Source organism: Oligoflexia bacterium, assembly GCA_034439615.1.
GTDB lineage: Bacteria > Bdellovibrionota > Bdellovibrionia > JABDDW01 > JABDDW01 > JAWXAT01.
In genome coordinates, this window is sequence record JAWXAT010000035.1 from 39,952 (window position 1) to 59,308 (window position 19,357).

Annotated in this window: 16 protein-coding genes; 9 read left to right on the forward strand and 7 right to left on the reverse strand. The window is 39.3% G+C overall.

Annotated elements, in window-relative coordinates; genetic code table 11:
• Window positions 1–2: 2 nt before the first annotated feature.
• The 4 genes from SGI74_08690 (at window position 3) to SGI74_08705 (ending at window position 5,384) form a co-directional block, all read left to right on the forward strand.
• Window positions 3–446 (forward strand): 4Fe-4S binding protein, encoded by a 444-nt coding sequence (locus SGI74_08690; GenBank protein MDZ4677573.1) that lies wholly within the window; start codon window positions 3–5, stop codon window positions 444–446.
• Complete coding sequence (locus tag SGI74_08695) at window positions 436–1,449, forward strand: hypothetical protein (protein ID MDZ4677574.1); 1,014 nt, start codon at window positions 436–438, stop codon at window positions 1,447–1,449. The genes SGI74_08690 and SGI74_08695 overlap by 11 nt, the downstream gene beginning before the upstream one ends.
• Window positions 1,450–1,568: 119 nt before the next feature.
• A complete protein-coding gene (locus tag SGI74_08700; protein ID MDZ4677575.1) occupies window positions 1,569–2,654 on the forward strand; it encodes a hypothetical protein in 1,086 nt (361 codons plus the stop codon).
• A gap of 228 nt (window positions 2,655–2,882) precedes the next feature.
• Complete coding sequence (locus SGI74_08705) at window positions 2,883–5,384, forward strand: hypothetical protein (protein ID MDZ4677576.1); 2,502 nt, start codon at window positions 2,883–2,885, stop codon at window positions 5,382–5,384.
• Here SGI74_08705 and SGI74_08710 read toward each other — a convergent pair whose 3' ends face one another.
• The gene (locus SGI74_08710) at window positions 5,385–7,010 is read right to left on the reverse strand and encodes an aldehyde dehydrogenase family protein (protein ID MDZ4677577.1); all 1,626 of its coding nucleotides are present in this window, start codon (window positions 7,008–7,010) and stop codon (window positions 5,385–5,387) included.
• A gap of 19 nt (window positions 7,011–7,029) precedes the next feature.
• Window positions 7,030–8,349 carry an L-lysine 6-transaminase gene (lat, locus tag SGI74_08715; GenBank protein ID MDZ4677578.1) on the reverse strand — a complete coding sequence of 440 codons (1,320 nt, stop codon included), beginning with the start codon at window positions 8,347–8,349 and terminating at the stop codon, window positions 7,030–7,032.
• 79 nt (window positions 8,350–8,428) lie between these two features.
• Between lat and SGI74_08720 the strand changes: the two genes are divergently transcribed.
• Window positions 8,429–9,592, forward strand: a complete 1,164-nt coding sequence (locus tag SGI74_08720; protein ID MDZ4677579.1) for a glycosyltransferase family 9 protein — start codon at window positions 8,429–8,431, stop codon at window positions 9,590–9,592.
• On the opposite strand, the gene SGI74_08725 is transcribed toward SGI74_08720, so the two are convergent.
• Together SGI74_08725 and SGI74_08730 are read right to left on the reverse strand one after the other, a co-directional pair.
• Window positions 9,568–10,656, reverse strand: a complete 1,089-nt coding sequence (locus SGI74_08725; protein MDZ4677580.1) for a glycosyltransferase family 1 protein — start codon at window positions 10,654–10,656, stop codon at window positions 9,568–9,570. The two genes, SGI74_08720 and SGI74_08725, sit on opposite strands and share 25 nt — an antisense overlap.
• 48 nt (window positions 10,657–10,704) lie before the next feature.
• The gene (locus SGI74_08730; protein MDZ4677581.1) at window positions 10,705–12,033 is read right to left on the reverse strand and encodes a S8 family peptidase; all 1,329 of its coding nucleotides are present in this window, start codon (window positions 12,031–12,033) and stop codon (window positions 10,705–10,707) included.
• Window positions 12,034–12,114: 81 nt separating this feature from the next.
• Here SGI74_08730 and SGI74_08735 point away from each other — a divergent pair, with 81 nt between their 5' ends.
• Together SGI74_08735 and SGI74_08740 are read left to right on the forward strand one after the other, a co-directional pair.
• The gene (locus SGI74_08735; protein MDZ4677582.1) at window positions 12,115–13,236 is read left to right on the forward strand and encodes a glycosyltransferase family 9 protein; all 1,122 of its coding nucleotides are present in this window, start codon (window positions 12,115–12,117) and stop codon (window positions 13,234–13,236) included.
• Complete coding sequence (locus SGI74_08740; GenBank protein ID MDZ4677583.1) at window positions 13,229–14,635, forward strand: undecaprenyl-phosphate glucose phosphotransferase; 1,407 nt, start codon at window positions 13,229–13,231, stop codon at window positions 14,633–14,635. The genes SGI74_08735 and SGI74_08740 overlap by 8 nt, the downstream gene beginning before the upstream one ends.
• 28 nt (window positions 14,636–14,663) lie before the next feature.
• Here SGI74_08740 and SGI74_08745 read toward each other — a convergent pair whose 3' ends face one another.
• Entirely contained in the window at window positions 14,664–15,599 is a 936-nt protein-coding gene (locus SGI74_08745) for a UDP-glucuronic acid decarboxylase family protein (GenBank protein ID MDZ4677584.1), read from the reverse strand.
• Entirely contained in the window at window positions 15,596–16,900 is a 1,305-nt protein-coding gene (locus SGI74_08750) for a UDP-glucose/GDP-mannose dehydrogenase family protein (GenBank protein MDZ4677585.1), read from the reverse strand. Before SGI74_08750 ends, SGI74_08745 begins: the two co-directional genes overlap by 4 nt.
• A 98-nt stretch (window positions 16,901–16,998) precedes the next feature.
• Between SGI74_08750 and SGI74_08755 the strand changes: the two genes are divergently transcribed.
• Both SGI74_08755 and recO read left to right on the forward strand, forming a co-directional pair.
• Window positions 16,999–17,991, forward strand: a complete 993-nt coding sequence (locus SGI74_08755; protein ID MDZ4677586.1) for a lysylphosphatidylglycerol synthase transmembrane domain-containing protein — start codon at window positions 16,999–17,001, stop codon at window positions 17,989–17,991.
• Complete coding sequence (gene recO, locus SGI74_08760; protein ID MDZ4677587.1) at window positions 17,988–18,749, forward strand: DNA repair protein RecO; 762 nt, start codon at window positions 17,988–17,990, stop codon at window positions 18,747–18,749. Before SGI74_08755 ends, recO begins: the two co-directional genes overlap by 4 nt.
• Before the next feature lie 8 nt (window positions 18,750–18,757).
• Here recO and SGI74_08765 read toward each other — a convergent pair whose 3' ends face one another.
• Entirely contained in the window at window positions 18,758–19,327 is a 570-nt protein-coding gene (locus tag SGI74_08765; protein ID MDZ4677588.1) for an HAD family hydrolase, read from the reverse strand.
• Window positions 19,328–19,357 lie beyond the last annotated feature (30 nt).

Sequence of the window (19,357 nt, forward strand, 5' to 3'; positions counted from 1 at the left end):
TCATGCGTTTAAGTCGTATCATTGCAAATCGCCTCAAAGCACTTAGCCAAGAACCATCAGCTACAGTTGAGTTTCCGTATGCGATTCGACATGCACCGCAAGGTGCGCGGGTGAGTTTACGAAATAATTTTTCAGAATGTATAGGGTGTCTTAAGTGTGAAGCTGTATGCCCTGTTCAGTGTATCGATATTACTTCTGAGAATTTTCCTACTCAAGAAAAAGTTCCTCGCACATCAAAAGGCGTTTTGTTTGAAAAGCGAGTCACAAGTTATGTGATTGATTTTAATCAATGTGTGAATTGTGGTTTGTGTGTTGGAATTTGCCCAACGGGTAGTTTAACCAACGAGCGCACCTTTATTACCCCAAGACAAGATGAGCGCCATTTAAAAATAGACCTTGTTCATCGCCCACGTGCCTTGAGAAAAGATCAAGGTTATGAAGATTAATCTTTATCCGTTTGAGAAGCTTGAACAACATAAATTCAATCTTCGTGAAAAATTACATATTCCTGAGAATGTGCAAATTGAAGTTGCTCTTGATCTTGTACACGGACTCAATGAACTGACACGTTCAGTAGCGCAACTTCATCCGCATAAAATTTCTATCGCTATTTTAGGGCCTCAACCACAACCCATAAAAGATATTATTAAAGGTTTTAGTACGGAAGGGTTTGTGATTCAGGAACTTCCTGTTTCATTTATGAATCCAGATGAAAAACCATTAGCGGAAGCCTGGGAAAAATTAAAAAAAGACACACTTTTTGTATTGGGTTCTGCGGTAGAACCACTCACAGGTTGCATTTATCCTTTTGAATGGATTCGGCGTGAAGCGCCTAAGAAAAATATTTTTTCACTCATGTATTATTCTCCTGATGCTTTAAAGAAAAAATTTATCCTACCAAGTACTCCTTGGGAGGGAATAGTCGCTGATCCACTTTGGGATGAAGAGCATACATTGTCGTTGGTCTTAAAAGGTGAGCGTTGTCAGGGTGAGGGGTTACTTTGGGGAGTTGTGCATTTCTCTGAAGAAGGTATTAAGCTATTAGGTGATACGCTTATGTCAGGCCGAGGTGAAGAATCGTCTCAAACTGAAGATAAAACCTTGGTACAAAGATTTGAAAAAGATCTAAGTAAATCATTAAACAATACGGTTGTTTTGTTACCCGACGCGTGTGCGAGAATTTTTGATCGAGCTGTATTATTTATCAATGGAGTGAATGGTGATGCGTTGTTACATAAACTCAAAGAATTAGGTTTTGAAACAATGACGGGTGCAGCTTGTAGTTGGAACAGCCCCTATTTGAATAACTGGCTTCCACCAACAGGTATTAGTATAGAAATGGTGCAAACTAGTCTGATTGTTCCACTCAAAACACTTCATAATGCTGCATTTTCAACACAGCTTTTAAAGTGTGTCTCTGAACTTCGTAAAATTTCTAATTTCAAATAAATCTGTTAACTAAATTATCCTGACTCTCAAAAAACTATGGAATTTTTATCTCCATAATCTTGTCATCCACAGTATAGAAGTTTTTAGGCGGTATGGATTATGCTTTATTAAGATTCGGGATGTGGAATCAAATAGGTTGGGGATATGTTTTTATATTTATTCAAATTTTAGCAAGTAGTAGCCTTGCTAATATCGATTCACGTAATTTTCAACCAACACCGATTTCAGTAAATGAAAACTTCATAGAACAGCAATGCGACAACGAAGAAGTGCTTAGGCGCGTTTGTGGTGAAGGTGGTTTTCGTACACCAACAACTTTTGACAGTACCGGTATTGGCTTTACGTATTTACAACTTCGTGAAAGGCAAAATTACCGGTCTTATAAAAAACCTCAAGAAGAATTGATATCAATAGAAGGTGCTCGTCGTTTCAATCAAATCTATAAAAGTGTCAATCAAGAGTATGTTTATTTATTTACTCGACTTGTTCCAGAAAATAGATCCGCGTTAAATCGTCGACTCGCTGAACTTGGTTTAAGTAGTCGCGAATTTAATAATTATTTTCTGGATAATGGAGAGAAAAATTTCTCGCAAAGAATCCAAGAAAAATTTTGGCACATTGATCATGCGCTTAGATGCAAAAATCTAAAACATAATCATCAAAATATAAGCCCAGGAGCCTATTATCATCCAGAGTCTCAAACCGTATTAGGTAGTACTGCCATGCTCAATGAACCTTTGCTTTCTGAAGCTACTTTGTTTTTTGTTTTAGCCCATGAAATTGGGCATCATTTGGATCCTATCAATATAAATAAAGATTACAGAGTACAAAAAGTTTTTTGGCCAATTGAATCAATTAGATGTTTTGCACAGTCACATTATCTTGGCTCATTTCAAATGGAAGAATTTGCCGATTGGGTGGCTTCAATAATTTTAGAACAACGACTGTTAAGAATTGCAGATGCATTGAATAAAAAAAGATATGCTCAAAATGCTGTGAAATTTTTCTGTGACGGCATCACAAGTGAGTCAACTAATTTTGTGCACCCTCCTAATCGTGATAGAGTCGTAAGATTTTTTCGCCAACCAGGGCTGCGAAAGGCAATTGGCTGTGTTGGCAAAATCATTGAAAATACTCGCGAAGTACGCGCCTGTGGAGTCGCTTATTCTCAAGATATGCCCAAATTTTCAATAAATCCTAAGTAATTACATAATCATTAAATATTTCAATGGTTTATGAGATATAAAATTGATTCCAAGCTATTGATTTTATTTAATAAACACCGATAAGTCTGTATGCGGTTACGGGCAATTCATACTTTGATTTTAGTTTTCACAGTGGCTCACGTTCTACTTTGCACGAAAGTGCATGCAGAAAATCGAGCGCGCTCGCAATCTTCTGCCATAAACAATGGCGTTTCAGACATAAATTGCATGAACAGTCTAAATGATGAAATGTTAGAGCGTCAAAAAAATGGTCTCAAATGTTCATCAAGTTTTTTAGGCAAGTTAAGTGAAGAATCTGCTGACACGAGTTGCAAGCCAAATTCAATTACAGATAGTTCCTCTATATATTCCCCACGTTTTGAATGTCAATTAAGACAAAGTGCTATTTTTTCTGTTGGGCAAAATCCTCCAGTTAGTTATGCAAAAGAATATTGCGAGAGACAAAGTACAAATACTATTGTGGCAGATTATTATTACTACATGAATAGAATCAATCAGGGAGAACTTCGAACAGTCGATGAGATTGCGACATTAGATATTGCCCTTGGTATTAAGCCACTCCGTGGAATCAAATCAAATATTAGTCCTGACAACCCACAATTAGAAGCACGCATAAATAAATATGCCAATGATTCAAGTTGTAACAACAATCACAGAAAAGAATTGATGAATAGTTTTGTTAAACAAACAAAACAGGCATTAGAGAAACTTCAACATAATGAACGGGTTCGAGAAAAATTACGAAATACAAAAGTGTCCTATAAAGAAAAAGGTTCAATCAATGCCAATGCATTAGATGCCCAAACAGCTGAAAAGTTAAATGATTCAGATCGGGCTATCTTAAGTGTTGTTCCTTGGGTTGTAGGTCGTTCATTTGATTCACTAAGAAAAAAAGATCTTACCAGCTATGCAAGCGAGGCTTTGTTAAACGAAGTTTTGTTAAATGCAACGAGTACAGAACTAAATATTGAGAGAGAAAAACTTGCTAGGCGCGTATTTCATGATTATCGCCAAGCTAAATCCTGTCTTAATGAAAAACCAGGAACCCCTTCAGGGGATTGCGCTGGAATTGATACATTTTCCAATACATTGGCATCTACACCAGATGTAAATCTCTCTGACCTTGATAAATTATCGTCAGCTGGCGGTGATATTCGAGACCATATGAAATACTCTGCTTGTAAGTCGGGTAAACTCAATGCAAAACGCGAGCGAAAGCAAAGTATCAAAACTATTGGAGTCGCTGTTGGTATGAGTGCTTTTACAGTGGCAAGTGGTTTTGTGGCGGGCCCTGTTGGAGTTTCATTAACTTTAGCAAACTTGGGTCTTGGTGCATATGCAGCAAATGAAATAGGAAAAAATTATGCAAAGTGTGATTCCTTAAATCGCAACTTCGATCTACAAATTAAAGGCGTAAGCAGTGTGGGGTGTTCAAGCAAAAGTCTTGAGCTATATCGAAGCATGAACGAATCTCGCAACTGTATACTCGAAGCTGCAGGGGAATTTGCACTCATTGCAGCTCCACTTGCAGTACAAACTGCGGGTGGTCTGGGTAATGCACTTAAAGTAAGTAATATAAAAGCTCCAGTTGCTCCACTTAATCCTGCGGTTGCAGATGATGCAGTTAATGCAGCACGCTTGTCAGTAAATAATGTGCCAGAAGAATTGGTTCAAATAGCGCGAGCTAACAAAAGTTCCACGCCAAGTATGCCCCTAGCTGGGAGAAGATATACCGATGAAAGTGGCGTAATTTATACTCTCGAAAAAGGGCTTTATCCAGGAAGTCATCGAATGAGTGGACCAAACGGAATCGTGATACCCCCTGGTGGTAAAGTACCGGGAGCTTTTAAGTTAATACCTGCGAATTTAGACAAAGTCAGAATTTACAATCGTTCAAATAAACTAGTCGGCGAGGGTTACTTAGATGGAGTAGATCAAAATGGTAATACGTTGTTACGCCAAATTCCCCCGCTAAGTGGCGAGTCTAATGTGGGTGGTATTTATAGTAGAGTGGTGATTGAACCTGGTTATCGTATTAAGATCGTTGAACCCTATGTTTCACCAAAAAAATTAACTGAAGCTGAAATAAAATTTCAAAAAACTTTGGCAGAATTAAAATTAAATGATGAAGCGGCGGCTAAGGCAAATGCCGCTAAAATAAGACCTGCAAAAAATATAGACTCAAGTGATGCACCTGGTAAACCAGGGACTTTTGTCAGAGGCCCCGGTGAACGAACAAGAGTTGAGTATACTGATAACCAAAAGCAAATCGCTGATGATCTTGCAGCAGCGATGCGAAAATCTGACGGCCCTGTTACCGAGGGTGTATCAGGTAACGCTCATGTTTTTGAGGCTGCAAGTTATGTCTTGCCCGATGGTACGGTTGTAAATGGTATGTACAATGGACGAGTTTTATATACTGGTACAAAAATGCCGATATTTAGTATTGGTGGGAAACAAATTCCGTACGATAAAATCAGCGCACCCGTGAAGTCATTGGGAAAAACATTCCAACGAATAGAAATCTCTGTTGGAGAAACGGTTTTGATTCCGAATCCAAAAGGTCAAGGTTATATCCGTGGTGTTTACACTGGGTCTGATCGTGGGGATGCCGTAATAAAATACACAGGTGAAAATGGCAAAGAAATATTTAAAGCTATTGCATTTCCTAAATTGGCATTGCCACCTGTGCCGTTGCCGCCCTTTTAATTAATTCCAAGTTGGCGTGAAATAATCTTTCAAAACACTAGCCCCTGTAGACTGGCTATGAGCTTGTTCAGTATCAATTTGTGCAAGTTGTAATTGCCCGCTCATATCAACATTCACCGCCTGCCATTTTGTGTAAGCATCAATTACCCAAACTCCTGATTCACGGGTTCCATTACCTGAACCTTTTGTGCCGCCAAAGGGGAGATGTGCTTCTGCACCTGTTGTTGAGTTATTGATTGAGGTCATGCCCGCATCAATACCGTTTTTAAAGAGATACATGTACTGTGGATTATTTGTGAAGATCGCACTTGATAAACCGTAGGCTACATTATTTGCAGCGGTGAGAGCCTCTTCAAAGCCTTTTACTTTTACAATATTAACTGTAGGGCCAAAAACTTCTGTTTGTGCAATATTCATTTTCATATTCACGTTTGTCCATAAAGTTGGATACACGTAGTAACCTGAATTTACATCACCTACGAAATCTTTTGGCTTATTTTGATCAGTGATTCGACCTTTACCCATAACCATTTCAGCGCCGTCTTTTTTAGCCATCTCAAAATGCTCAACAAATCGTTGGCCAAAGCGTTCGTTAATCAATGGGCCATAGTAAGCTTTGCTGTCTAAACAAGGATTACCTATTCTTAATTTTTCAGCACCGCTGGCGAAGTCGCTTAAAAATTTATCATAAACCTTTTCGTGAATGATGATGTTTCCTGTACTTGTGCAGCGTTGGCCACCGGTTCCGTAACAAGAAAAAAGAGTGGCTTCAACGGCTTTTGTCAAATTGGCATCTTCCATAATCACAAGTGGGTTTTTTCCGCCGAGTTCAAGTGATGGAACTTGCAATTGGCGGCCACAGGCCTCACCAATAATACGGCCGATGGCTGTACTGCCAGTGAAACTGAATTTTTGAAAATAACCTTTATCAATTCCTTTGATCATCATTTCGCCAGTGCTTTTTGCTCCAAAGCCATTGACGACATTGATTGCGCCCGCTGGTAAACCAGCTTCTTCAAAAAGTTTAGCAAAAAGGTAAGCAATTGTTGGTGCATCTTCTGAGGGTTTCCAAACAACTGTATTACCACAAAGAAGAGCTGGAATAATTTTCCAACTTGGTACAGCAATCGGGAAGTTACCCGCTGTGATAATGCCCACAACACCATAAGGTCTTCGATAGGTCATGCATTCTTTATTACGCATCTCAGACCAAACAGTTTGCCCGTAGAGTCTTCGACCTTCACTTTGAAAAAACTGTGCAGTGTCAATAACCTCTTGCACTGAACCTAAGGCTTCGCGTTTTGTTTTTCCGATTTCACGAGTGACAACCCAGGCTAATTCTTCTTTATTTTGTGTAAGCAGTTGCCCAAAGCGACCAATGATTTCACCGCGAATAGGTGCAGGAGTATTGCTCCATTTTTCATAAGCTTTACGTGCGGCTTCAACACTTCTAAGAATTTCATTTTCACCTGCGATGGGGAAAGTTCCAACAACATCATTATTATCTGAAGCGTTGAGTGCTTTAAATATTTCACCATTTGTATCTTCTTGGCCGCCAATGATATTGGCACCCACAAGGGTTTTTCCGTATTTGCGACCTTTTTCGGTGTTCTCAGTAAATTTCATTGTTTGTACCTTTCAAAAATTATTTTTGAAGTTTTTTAAACGTATCTTCAAAGAGTCCCATTGCTTCATCAATATCATTTTTAGAAATATCAAGCACAGGGCGCAGTCGAATTGATTTATCTCCACAGACTAAAACTAGAAGACCGAGATCCCAGGCAACTCGCCGATAGTGATCTCGCTCTTGTGTCGTGGGTAAATCAAAAGCGATGAGTAATCCACGACCGCGAATATTGGTCATTTGTGGATATTTTTTACTTAACTCATGAAACTGGCTTAAGATGTACTCACCTTGCATCGCTGCGTTTTTTTCTAATTTCTCATCTTTAATAATTTTTAAATACTGGGTGCATCTAACCATGTCGGTGAGATTGCCGCCAAATGTTGAATTAATGCGACTTGAAATTTTAAATACGCTATCAACCTCATTGATTTTTTCAGAAGTGGCGATACCGCCGACTTGGGCTTTTTTGCCAAACGCAATCAAATCAGGTTTTACACCAAATTGTTCATAAGCCCAAAACGAACCTGTAAGACAAAACCCAGTTTGCACTTCATCAAAAATCAAAAGTGCTTCGTTTTCATCACAAGCCTTTCGAAGTGCTTGCAAAAATTCAGGTCTAAAGTGGTTATCACCACCTTCAGATTGAATGGGCTCAATGAGTATACAGGCAATGTCGTCAGGATTTTGTTCAAAGGCATCTTTAATTTGTTTAAGTGCTTTGTTCTCATTTTCAATCACTTGTTTGCGAACTGTTTCAGTGAGTGGAAATGTAAGTTTTGGATTTGTTATGCGTGGCCATTTAAATTTCGGGAAATACATAATTTTTTTAGGATCAGTATTGGTCAAAGACATTGTGTATCCACTTCGACCATGAAAGGCCTGTTCAAAGTGAATGACTTGCATTCCTTTTTCGCCCTTCCCCTTTGCCAGGTTTTTTCTAACTTTCCAGTCAAAGGCCGCTTTGATGGCATTTTCAACCGCAAGTGCACCACCCTCAACGAAGAAATATTTTGAAAAATGATTTTGTCCTGCACTTTGCGCAAATGTTTCAACAAATTGGGCATACTCAGGCGTGTAGATATCAGCTAGTACGGGTTTAATTTTTGCGACACGTGTGAGTGTTTTTATAAATTCAGGTTCATTCATGCGGGGATGGTTGTAACCAAGTGGGTTACTGGCAAAAAAACTAAAGAAGTCGAAATACTTTTTACCACTTTGGGCATCAATTAGATGTGAACCTTTGCTTTTCTCAAAATCGACGACAACGGGGTAGCCATCTACGAGGATGTGACGACGCAAGACATCAATAGTGTTCGTCGCCGTGATTTTTTCGGCCATGGGCTTTGACTCCTTAGTTAATGTAGCCGATCATTATGATGGGTGAGCTTCAAAAATACAACCCCTGAGGGTACCTATAATGACGGCCAAAAGTGGTGTCGTAAAAAGCATATTGGTTATAAAGCTTGGAGGCTGGGCTGACACGGTGCTTTCAAGCTTTGTGGCGCCAGCACTTAAAGAAAAATACCCTGAGGCAAAGATCACCTTGCTTCTGGGTAAGTCCCTTTCAGATTGGGCAAGTTCTCTTCACTATGACGATGTGATTTTGGTAAACGACAAACTCTTTTATTCCAAAAGCCCCCTACAACAGGCGGCGGAGTCGGCGTCACTTGTATTTAAAATTAAACAAAGAAATTTTGATCTAGGAATCAGTCTTCATAATTCATGGCATTTTGCAGTACTTATGAAGGCAGCTGGTGTGAAACATACAGTGGGCCTTATTCGAGAGGATGCCGTTACACCAAAAGATTCGTTGGCAAGGCATCTCCCAAGTATGCTTAATCCACTTTTTTCTTTAGTCCCCAAAGAATTAACAGAAAAATTTCATGCATTTGATAAGCCTGTTTTACTTCGAAAAAATGTCAGTGAAATGGATCGCTATCTTGATGTTTTAGCCGCCATTGATGTGAAGCCTGAAAAACTCAATTTCAAACTAAAAGTCAGACAAGGTGTGCATGATGAAGTCATGCTTCGCTTAGCAGGTGAGGGCCTAAGATCAAAAGGCTACTTGGTGGTGAGTCCCGGTGGCGGAGAAAATGCTCAACGAAAATTTTATCACAAACGTTGGACTTATTTTTCTGAGTTCTTACGACTATTTTGTCAAAAAACGGGATTACCTATTTTACTTCTTGGCGGTGAAACAGACCGTGATCTTGTGCCGCCACTCATGCATATAGAGCCGGGGCGTATTTTTTCATGGGTCGGAAGCACAACCCGTGAAGAAGCTTTATCGATTATCGGTGAGGCGTATGCTTTTGTAGGGTGTGACTCAGGTTTGAGTCATGTTGCTGGTGCTGTGGGTGTGCCCTCCGTTGTTATTCATGGGCCCACAAGTTCAAAGACAAATCATCCTCCTGGTTTAGGAAAAACCGTAATTTGTCTTGATGCTCAAATACCATGCTCGCCATGTTATAAAGATGATGGAAATTTTAATTGGAGTTGTAGTGATAATGTTTGTGTGAAATCTATTTCGCCACAACATGTATGGCAAGCGCTTGCTCAAATCGCAAAGTTCCCAGCATAAATCGCCAAAGTTTCTTCAGCCATTTTCTGCCTCGTGATTACATTGTGATTTGTATTTTCATTTTTGGAATGCTGATTATCTAATGCGTGTATCATAAGTTTTGTCAGAGCATCAGAACTTTCAGCAGGCCTGTAAAATGCAATATTACCCCCACGAAATTCAGCATTCGCCGAAGTATCTGCAACAATTGCGGGGCATCCCACTGCAAGCGCTTCAGCAACGGGGTAGTTATACCCTTCAAGTAGACTAGGGCTAATAAGTGCCACTGAATTTTTATAATAGGTCATGAGTTCTTGATCAGATGCTTGATTGAGTAAAACTATTTTTTTCAATTGTGATGGAGTGAGATCCCAATCGTCAGGAATTTTTTCTCCTCCTAATGAAAGTACTAAAGAAAAATCTTTTCCATCACTCCAAAGTTTTTGACAAGAGCGAATCAAAGTAATCACGTTTTTATGAGGTTTGGGATTACTGAGGCATAAAAAGTAAGAATTACTGAGGGTAAGTTTTGAATTATACAAAGATTTGTTTTGCTGGTCACTTTCAAACCATTTTTCTTCAAGCCCGTTTCGCACAACAGAGATTTTATCTAAAGGGGTTTTTAAATATTTATGAATTTCATTTTTTGTCCATTCAGAAACAGCGATTACTTTTTTGGCACGACTCAAACCGTGGCGAACAATAGAGCTATAATAAAGAATATTACGGGGTTTAGCGGGTTTATGCAGATGAGTCATGTCATGCAATGTAACAACACAATTCTCAGGCATAACCAAAGGTAAATCAAATGAAGGGAAATGAATGATATCAAACTTCTTTTTTCGAAGTGCTATGCTGAGATCAAGGGGGGCGAGTGGGCTTACAAAATCTTTTTTGCAAGTGATGACGTCGGTTATAAATTTTTCGCCAATTATTTCTTTGGTCTGCATTGAATTAGTTAATATAGAAACGTTTTGGCCCAAAAGTGAAAGCCCCTGCACAAGATTCACAACATAGCGGCCAATACCATGGGTATTTTGATAAACCATGCGGGCATCGATTAAAATTCGAAAATTATTTATCATAGACCACAATATGACGTGTCTTGATTCTTACGTGCAACCAAAAACTTTTTATCTTAGTTCAGAGAGCTCTTTGATGATTTTTTTAGTGTCAGGCCTGCCTTTAAACGCAACTTTACTCACACTTCCTTTATCCGGAATATTGTACTTTTTCATCAGTGCTTTTATTTCAATGCCCGATAAATTGGGTCTGTAACTTAAAATTAACCCAGCCGTTCCGGCAATACCGGGAGCAGCCATACTGGTGCCACTCATGGGTGAAAACTCATCACCTGGTATTGTGCTTTCAATCATGTCGCCAGCAATTGAGGTATGTACTTTTATATTCCCATAATTTGACCACCAAGGAAGATAAACATCAGTCGTGTAGAGAGCTGCTGTGGTTAATTGATTTGGTAAATCAAACCCTGCAGGATAATATCCTGAGAGATTAATATCTGTACCCGCATTGCCAGCAGCCACGGCTAAAATTATTCCTGCGCGATCTGCAGCTTGAAAAATTTCTAATAGGGGGAGGCTTTCTTCTTTTCCGCCCCATGAACAATTAATTATTTGGGCTTTCATCTTAATGGCATATTCAACTGAGCGAACAGCGTCTATGTCTTCGCCACTTCCGTTAGCACCAATGAATCTAAGGGGCATTATTGAGCACCGAGGGCAAACGCCGCTGATGCCAAATCCATTTCCCCCCACAGCTGCTGCAACGCCAGACGTGTGTGTGCCATGGCCGTGGTCATCCCAGGGAAGATTGTTTTTATCGACATAATTCCAACCAATGAAATCATCGATGTAACCATTTTTATCATCATCGGTTTTATTTTTACGTTTATCGTTACCCTGTTGATCTAAACCTTCTTCTCCAGAGTTTCTCCACATATTTGCTGCCAAATCTTTATGATTGTAATCAACACCTGTATCAATATCGGCAATAATGATTTTTGAATCGCCAATTGTGTATTTCTCCCAAATATCTGGAACCGAAGACATCAACGCCGCTTGCACGGGCCCGTTTGGATCATCAATCCATTTTGCTTGTGTTTGGGGTTTTTCTATTGGGTAGGGAGCCTCGGTAGATTTTGTAGAGATAGCTTTTGTATCTACAGTGCGAAAGTAATTATACGAAGTGTATTGAATGCCTTGTAATTTTGTAAGTTGATTTTTAGTTTCTTCAAGTGTTGTGCTTGAAGCTAGCTCAACGTAATAAAGACCAGTGGCATAAGTGAAGGATTCAATGCTTTTGATGCCATTTATTTTGAGGATGTCTGCTTTTTTACCACTCTCAAGTTTTACGAAAAAACCTTCATGTGAGTAGCTTTTACTTAAAGCATAAGCAGGCAGCATTGCAATAAGCACTACCATATAAATGGCACTCGCGAGCACGGATCCCCCTTATTTAAGATTGCTCTTGGCTACCCGTCGCCTTATCATAACAACGACTCATCCGACTGAGGGAGCATTTCGTTGAAACTGGACAATCGTCAAAGCGATTTACCAAAATTTTTAGATAGAAAAATTGGAATCCTGCTTGTCTTTTTATTAAGCTGCATTCGGCCTTTGTTGAAACTTGTCCAAGGTCTAGAGCCTCAAGGTAAAAAACGATTTCTTATTATTAAATTATCTGCCCTTGGTGATGTGGTTGTGATGCTGCCTGCACTCAGACTTTTAAAAAATCAATATCCTGATAGTGAAATTGTTTTTTTGGGAAGTTCTTCTAATAAAGAAATGTGTCTGAGTGTTCCCATGATTTCTAAGTTTGAAACATTTTCGATTAAAAATATTTTTAAACTACGTAAAGAATTTTTCACAGCCGTTATAGATTTTGATCAGTGGGTGAGAACTACGGCTATTATTGCCGCACTTATGAAAACTTCGTTTAGTGTCGGTTTTAAATCACCTAGTCAATATCGACATTTTGCCCATGATGAGATCGTTGAATTTTCAAAAAACATTCACACAGGCAGTAATTTTTGGAATCTTACAAAAAAACTACTTACGAAATTGGGCAATTCAGTCACGAGTACTTTTGAAGAAGATTGCGATAAAGTTCAAAAAGAATGGCTGAAAACTTTTACCCACAAACCCACAATGAAACATTTGCCAGAAAATTTTATCGTCATACATCCAGGGTGCGGAGAAAATGGAGTCTATAGACAATGGCCTATCGACTCATGGAAAAATTTGGTGATCATGCTCACCCAGAAATTCAACCCCACTGAAATTCTAATTACAGGGCAGGGCGATTATGAGGTGGCATTGGCGCAATCAATTTCCCAAGCCGGTGGAACATCAATTGCTGGAAAAGTAAGTTTTCAAGAACTTATTGAGATCTTAACAAGAGCAAAACGAGTCTATTCTTCAAACACAGGTATAATGCATCTTGCTAGTTTTTTGGGTAATCGGGTCATTGTTCTTAATGGACCTACAAATTCTGTGCTTTGGAAACCACTTTGGGGTGGCCTTACACTTAACTCGCCAGTGGCTTGTGCTCCTTGCTTGACGTGGGGAAATGACTATGGTTGTTCTGACCCTGTATGTGTAAAGATAATGACTCCACAACTGGTTTTTGAGGCTAGCAATGCTTAAAGAACATCAGCGTTATTTTAATATGTTTTTTCAATTCTTTGACATGTTCATTGTAGCACTCGCCTGGGTGTTGTCTTATCCGCTACGATTTATTTATCTCGCGGATATAATACCTGTACGTAAAGGTTATCCACTTTATGATGAATATTTTTACATCACAGGTGTTATAGTTATTATTTGGTATGCCGTTTTTAATCTTACTGGTGTTTATAAATCTCGTCGCACACAAAGTCTTTGGCCCGAACTTTTAGCACTTGCTCGTGCACAAACAGTTGCTTTTATTATTTTTGCTGCACTCACTTTTTTAACTACAGCGGTCATGTTTTCCCGTGGTGTTTTGCTTGTTTTCTTTGTTCTCGTAAATGTTTTTTTCGTAGTTGAACGTATCGCACTTCGATTTTTTCTTAAAAATTTACGAAGAAAAGGTTTTAATCGACGAAACGTACTTATCGTTGGGGATAATGAAATCGCAAAAGCATTTTTAGAGAGATTACATTATCATCCTGAATTGGGGCTTGCCGTAATGGGGGTTATCCGTCTGGATGAATTACCTGAATCAAGTCGCACAGGTTTACAAGTATTAGGCACTTGTGCTGATTTAACGAAGGTATTAACGCTTCATAAAATCGATCAAGTATTTTTGGCACTTCGAAACGCTGATCGCGATCAACTCGATATGATTCTTTCAAGTGTGATGGAGCAAAATGTTGATGTACGTATTATTCCAGATCTACATCAATTTATTACATTAGGTTGTGATGTTGAGGAGTTTGAGGGCATGCCCCTTATTTCTCTAAATCAAAGCCCCATTGTCGGTTGGAATAGTGTGGCTAAACGAATTTCTGATATTTTATATGCCAGCCTCGCATTTTTAATTTTTTCGCCCTTGATGGCTTTGATCGCTCTAGCGATAAAAATATTTTCACCAGGCCCCATCATCCACCGTCAACAACGTATGGGGCTTGATGGTCGTGTTTTTCAAATGCTGAAGTTTCGCACCATGCGCGTAGATGCAGAGAGCGCCACAGGTGCAGTGTGGGCGACAAAAAATGATAATAGAGTTACATGGATCGGTAAAATCTTACGTCGCACCTCTCTTGATGAGCTTCCTCAGTTTATTAATGTGCTTAAGGGTGAAATGAGTTGTGTAGGGCCACGTCCTGAGCGGCCCGAACTTGTACAAAAATTTAAACACGATATACCAAAGTATATGCTCAGGCATAAAGTAAAAGCTGGAATCACAGGTTGGGCTCAAGTGAATGGCTTAAGAGGCGACACCAGCCTTGAAAAACGCATCGAGTATGATCTTTATTATATTTCAAATTGGTCTTTGTTTTTCGATTTCAAAATCATGATCATGACTTTGTTCAAAGGCTTTGTTTCTAAGAACGCGTATTAAAAAAGGCTCTCACCTAACAGGAGCTTACTTATACAAGCGTTGATTTAAAATACTCCAACGTCTTTTCAAAACCTTCACGCAATGAAACTTTTGGTTCCCATTTTAATTCGCGTTTAGCTTTTGTAATGTCAGGTCGACGCTGTTTAGGATCAGACGGAGGAAGTGGTTTATGCTCTGTCTTAAAATCAACCTTACAAGCAAGTCCAACATTTTTGGCGATATCTAAAATCGTATATTCATCAGGATTACCAATATTAGTTGGTGTGTTAATTGAACTTTGCATAAGCATATGCATACCTTCAACTAAATCAGTTACATAACAAAGACTGCGCGTTTGTTTGCCATCACCATAAATGGTAAATGGTTGCTTTTTTAACGCTTGCATAAAAAAGTTAGGAATAACACGGCCGTCTTCAGGTCGCATGCGTGGACCATAAGTATTAAAAATGCGCATGATCTTTGTGTCGATTTTGTATCGTCGATGGTAGGCCATGGTCATCGCTTCAGCAAATCGTTTTGCTTCATCGTAACAACCGCGAATACCCGTGCAATCAACATTGCCTAGATATGTTTCTTTTTGCGGGTGTTCTAGGGGATCACCATAAACTTCAGAAGTAGAAGCGATTAAAATACGGGCATTTTGTTGTTGAGCCCACTGTAAAAGATTGAGATGCCCAATAGAACCGGTACGCAAAATAAAATCAGGAATTTTTTCAAAATCTATGGGGCTTGCTGGGCTTGCAAGGTTGTAAATTTCATCGCAAGCAACATTCATGTGTAGGGGGTTGTTTATATCGTGTTCTATCCAACTAAAACTTTTATTATTAATAAGATGTTCGATATTGCTACGTCTACCGGTGACAAGATTATCAATGGCATAAACGCGGTAGTTTTTTGCAAGCAAAAGTTCACAAAGATGGCTTCCAATAAAGCCAGCACCACCGGCGACTAAAGCAACTTTCATGTTTTTTCTCTACCAATACTGAAATAGGTAAAACCAAGGCTTCTCATATTTTCTGGTTCATAAATATTTCGCCCATCAAAAACAACTTTTTGTTTCATAAGAGCTTTCATCGAATTAAAGTCAGGGCTTCTAAATTCATTCCATTCAGTAACGATGACAAGACCATCGCTCCCTTTAAGAGCACTCATGGCATCAGCAGTCCAGTTTACTTTATCGCCATAAGTTTTTTTCATATTATCGATAGCAGCTGGATCATACGCTTGAATCTTTACACCCTCTTTAAGAAGGGCGTCGATGATAACAGCAGCCGGAGCCTCACGAATATCATCGGTTCTGGGTTTAAATGCCAAACCCCAAAGTGAAAGTGTTAAGCCCGATAGTTTTGGATAATGTTTTTTAATCTTTTTAATTATAACTGTTTTTTGATTTTCATTTGCTGTGTCTGTGGCTTTAACCACATTGAGACTTACACCGTACTCATCAGCAGTTTTCACAAGTGCCTTAACGTCTTTAGGAAAACAACTGCCCCCATAGCCAACACCTGGGTAAAAGAACGCTGATCCAATACGTGAATCTGAGGTAAAACCATTTTTAACTTCAGAAACGTCAGCACCAACTGCATCACAAAAAAGTGCAAGCTCATTGATGAAACTGATTTTGGTAGCTAAGAATGCATTTGCAGCGTATTTCGTAATTTCCGCAGCTTTGTTTGACATGAATAAAATTGGCCTGCCGTTTTTAACAAACGGTGCATAGATTTGTTCCATTGCTTTTCGTGCAGCATCAGAAGAGCAGCCAATTACCACGCGATCAGGACGCAAAAAATCATCAATGGAAGCACCCTCTTTAAGAAACTCAGGGTTACTCACCACATCAAATTTAATTTTCGTGAATTTTGAAACTGTTTTTGAAATTTTCTCAGCTGTACCCACTGGAACTGTACTTTTCATTACAATAATTTTTTCATCAGTCATATTTTGACCAATAAATTCGGCAACGTTTAGAACATGACTAAGATCGGCTGATCCGTCTTCTCCTTCGGGAGTGCCTACTGCAATAAAAATAACTTGTGATTCTTTAACTGCTTTTTTACCGTCAGTAGTGAATTCAATTCTTCCAGCTTTAAGTGTGCTTTTAAGTAAGTCATCAAGCCCCGGTTCATAGATAGGTACAATACCGTCTTGCAGGGCTTGAATCTTTTTAGCATCGATGTCGATGCCAATGACGTTATTTCCTGCATCTGCAAAACAAACTCCTGCAACTAAACCTACATAACCTGTTCCAAACACTGAGATTTTCAAAAATAACTCCTTGATCGTATAATTGACTTGAGTGATTAATTAAACTATCACTTAAAGGTGCAAGTCAACCATACTCGTTAAGGCCTTAGGGAACGGTTTTGAAGAAAACAATCACTTCTTTTTTAAAATTTGCTTTAGCAGTCGGGCTTATCTATTGGCTCGTAGCCACAGAAAAGATTACGGCTGAGCCTTTTTTACGCTTATGGGATAAGCCATGGCTCATACCGTTTATGTTTGCCACGGTATTTTGTCTTATTTTTATTAATAATTATCGTTGGTTATTGCTCCTGCAAGGGCAACAAATCGCATCTTCAGTGAAGCAAACTTTGTCTCTTACATTTATCGGACTCTTTTTTAATCTCGCCATGCCAGGGAGCGTTGGTGGCGATGTGATTAAGGCCTTTTATATTGTGAAAGAGCAACCGGGTACACGTTTGAGGGCCGCAACTAGCGTTTTGATGGATCGCGTTGTAGGGCTCTATGCTATGGGGCTTGTTGCTTTAACTTCAGTGATTATTAATTATGAAAAAATCGGAAGTATTCCCCAGCTTCGTATACTCGCTTTATTTATTATTGCTCTAGTTGGAGCCTTCACGGTTTTTTTCATGATTGGTTTTTCAAGACGCGTTCGTAACCACAGTTTGATGCATAAAATTTTAGACAAAACTCCTGGAGGCAAATTAATAGAACGCATTTATGATGCCGTTCACGGATTTCGAAATGGAAAAACACAATTTGCACTTGGAATTCTTCTTAGTATCGGGGTTCAAGGTCTTAACATCACCTCACTTTATATTTTAGCTAGAGCTTTGGGTTTTGAAACTGCCTCGCTCTCAGGGTTTTTCTTTATTATCCCACTCGGATTAATTGCCACAGCTATTCCTATTAGCCCCGCAGGCATTGGTGTGGGGCAAGCTGTGTTTTTGGCCCTGTTTACTTGGTACGACGGCTCTACAACACAAGTTGGACCAGCACTTATTACGATTTCACAAGTTGTGCAGGCTGCTTGGGCTATTGTTGGAGCTATACTTTATTTTTTAAGAAAAGCTCCCATTGACGTTAAGGTTCCCGCCGAAGCTGGCGGCAAATGAGTTCGGTAAATCACGAAACAAAAGGTCAGGGTTTTATTTTAAGAATCACCGCCGCTCAAGAAGCTGATGTGATTGTAAAAATACTTTCTTCAAACGGCGAAAAAATATCAGCCTTTGCAAAGGCCGGGTTAAAAAGCCGCAAGCGCTTTGGCGGATCCCTTCAACCACTTTTTAACATCACCTATCGCCTCACAAAAAAATCTCCTCAACAAGATCTCTACTTTTTAGAAGAAGCACATGTGCGCCATGATTTTAAAAATCTGCGTACTCAACTTGAGCGTCTCACATCAGCGAGTTATGCTGCTGAGCTCGTAGAATTATGCGCACACGAAGGTTTAGAAAATACTGAACTCTATAATCTCTTTGGTGCGACTTTACGTGCCCTAGATTCAGGTTTGTCTGTTGAGGGTGTTCTAAGACAATTTGAGGTGAAGCTTTTATCTATTTTGGGTTGGCTCCCTGGTCTTCAAAAATGTGCCTCTTGTGGTGTTGAAGAAAAAGAGCTTACCCTAAACCCCGATCAGGGGTTGGTTGTCTGTAGAGATTGTGGAAGATTTCCGTTAATACTTACTCGTGAAGTGGCTCAACACATTTTAAATCTTTTAGGAACTTCAGTTTTAGAAAATGATCTTGATGAATCACAAGCCCAGAGAATTGGCCAGATTACTATGGCTCTATTGCAATCTCATTGGGGGCATCAAAAACCAAAAGCACTTCAATTTATGGCCAGCATGAGACGTTTTCAAAAAAATCCTTAAATAGAGTTTTATCGATACTTCATTTGTTGTTGGTGTTCTTTAAACTTTTGAATCATTAATTTTGCCGCTTCTAAAACATTGCTAGCTATATATTTTGGAGCTGCGTAGGAAGTATCAATGGGGGGAGTTGTTTCATTTTGAAGTAAAATGCTTTGGCAACCGGCTCGAAGGCCTGCCTCTACATCTGACATGCGATCACCCACCATCCATGAAAGCTTCATATCGATATCGTATTTTTGGCCAGCTTGTTGAAGCATTCCTGCATTTGGTTTGCGACAAATGCATCCTCCGTCGACGGGGTGTGGGCAATAATAAACATCATGTATAATAGCCCCGTTTTTTTTGAAATCTTCAACGATCATTGAATTGATTTTTTTCAGGATGTTTTCATCAACAATCCCACGCGCGACACCACTTTGGTTTGTGGCCAAAATAACCTTAAAGCCATTCTCGTTTAATAGCTTTATGGCCTCATAAGATTCCTTATACGTCTCAATTCGATTAGGATCGTTAAGGTAAATAACATCTTTAATGATTGTGCCATCGCGGTCTAAAAATGCAGCTTTTGAGTTGCTCATCACAATCGTTTTAGAATAGAAAATTAGTAG

What these genes read in the sequence shown, in the direction of transcription:
- SGI74_08720 (MDZ4677579.1), top strand. Translation starts at nt 8,429, where the DNA reads ATGACGGCCAAAAGTGGTGTCGTAAAAAGCATATTGGTTATAAAGCTT.
- SGI74_08765 (MDZ4677588.1), bottom strand. Translation starts at nt 19,327, where the DNA reads ATGAGCAACTCAAAAGCTGCATTTTTAGACCGCGATGGCACAATCATT.
- SGI74_08690 (MDZ4677573.1), top strand. Translation starts at nt 3, where the DNA reads ATGCGTTTAAGTCGTATCATTGCAAATCGCCTCAAAGCACTTAGCCAA.
- lat (MDZ4677578.1), bottom strand. Translation starts at nt 8,349, where the DNA reads ATGGCCGAAAAAATCACGGCGACGAACACTATTGATGTCTTGCGTCGT.
- SGI74_08700 (MDZ4677575.1), top strand. Translation starts at nt 1,569, where the DNA reads ATGTGGAATCAAATAGGTTGGGGATATGTTTTTATATTTATTCAAATT.
- SGI74_08695 (MDZ4677574.1), top strand. Translation starts at nt 436, where the DNA reads ATGAAGATTAATCTTTATCCGTTTGAGAAGCTTGAACAACATAAATTC.
- SGI74_08725 (MDZ4677580.1), bottom strand. Translation starts at nt 10,656, where the DNA reads ATGATAAATAATTTTCGAATTTTAATCGATGCCCGCATGGTTTATCAA.
- SGI74_08710 (MDZ4677577.1), bottom strand. Translation starts at nt 7,010, where the DNA reads ATGAAATTTACTGAGAACACCGAAAAAGGTCGCAAATACGGAAAAACC.
- SGI74_08745 (MDZ4677584.1), bottom strand. Translation starts at nt 15,599, where the DNA reads ATGAAAGTTGCTTTAGTCGCCGGTGGTGCTGGCTTTATTGGAAGCCAT.
- SGI74_08740 (MDZ4677583.1), top strand. Translation starts at nt 13,229, where the DNA reads ATGCTTAAAGAACATCAGCGTTATTTTAATATGTTTTTTCAATTCTTT.
- SGI74_08705 (MDZ4677576.1), top strand. Translation starts at nt 2,883, where the DNA reads ATGAACAGTCTAAATGATGAAATGTTAGAGCGTCAAAAAAATGGTCTC.
- recO (MDZ4677587.1), top strand. Translation starts at nt 17,988, where the DNA reads ATGAGTTCGGTAAATCACGAAACAAAAGGTCAGGGTTTTATTTTAAGA.